General features: G+C 42.5%; 1 protein-coding gene. It reads right to left on the reverse strand.

The window, feature by feature from the left end:
* Nucleotides 1-438 precede the first annotated feature (438 nt).
* The gene (locus Q1A70_RS20035) at nucleotides 439-849 is read right to left on the reverse strand and encodes a DUF3653 domain-containing protein (RefSeq protein ID WP_299695796.1); all 411 of its coding nucleotides are present in this window, start codon (nucleotides 847-849) and stop codon (nucleotides 439-441) included.
* Between the last annotated feature and the right edge of the window lie 171 nt (nucleotides 850-1,020).

A 1,020-nucleotide genomic window follows, 5' to 3' on the forward strand; every position in this document is an offset into this window, starting at 1 on the left:
GGTGTGCAATATGGTGGCCTAATTGGCACGGTTGTACCGCTTGTAATGGGGCTATGGGAAACACTGCGTAACGAGTTTAAATAATATGGATGAATACCAAACACTATTCATCTTCGCGGTTAGCTCGTTGTGCTCAGGGATTGGTGTCGGGATGACACTCAAAACAGACGTGAAGTGGTTACGCTTGATGCTCGAAAAGATGGACGAGCGAGTTACAAAACTCGAGAGCAGACAATGACGCGGTATTTGCTTGTCGTTCCCTTGCTTATTGTCGGTTCAGTTTACGCCTACGCAAAAACTAAAACCAAGCACAAGAAAAACCAATACTCGCTGGACAAGTTCCCAGAAACGCCTCGAGACAGAATCCCACACCTAGACAAGCTGGCAAACATACTCTAATCAAAGGTAGCGAAAGCTGCCTTTGTTGTTTCTGGCCACTCAAGGAACAGCAGGACGTTTGCCCTGCTTCTTAAGCTTAAACCGTCTCTTTTTTTTTCGCCTGAACTGAATCACATTCGAAGTCAGATCAAGACTCATCTTGATATCTAACTCCATCAAATCAAACGCGGTAAGCTCTCGCCCTCCGGGAGTGTAAAGTACATCCCCTCGAATCTTAAAACCTCGCCACGGCTTAGATGTAGGTAAATACCCCCTATGCATCACCAGAAGCAGTCGAACCACAGACAACGGCCAGTTGCCCTTCTTAACCCAATTCTTAACCGTTTGAGTTGTTACACCGAAGTATTCCGCGGCTTCATCGTGTCCGTCAAAATGCCACAGCAACAGATCATTAACTTGATTGATGTATAGGCCGTTGTTGAAAAGCTCGTGTTTTATCTTATTTTTCATGTGATCTAAGTCTCATTAATGTAAATGGGACGAAAATCATATTTTTGTGTACTTATGTTAGCAATCAGCATAAACGCTTTATTTCTATAAAAAACTAAGTTTGTGAGCTACTTATGAAGAGACGATAAATTGCATAGTGTTAATATAAACATCTATGTAACTGATTGAACA

It is taken from the genome of uncultured Vibrio sp. (genome assembly GCF_947488985.1).
In the GTDB taxonomy this organism is placed as follows: Bacteria; Pseudomonadota; Gammaproteobacteria; order Enterobacterales; family Vibrionaceae; genus Vibrio.

Excerpts from the sequence above, each read along its gene's own strand:
- Q1A70_RS20035 (WP_299695796.1), bottom strand. The coding sequence starts at position 849 with ATGAAAAATAAGATAAAACACGAGCTTTTCAACAACGGCCTATACATC.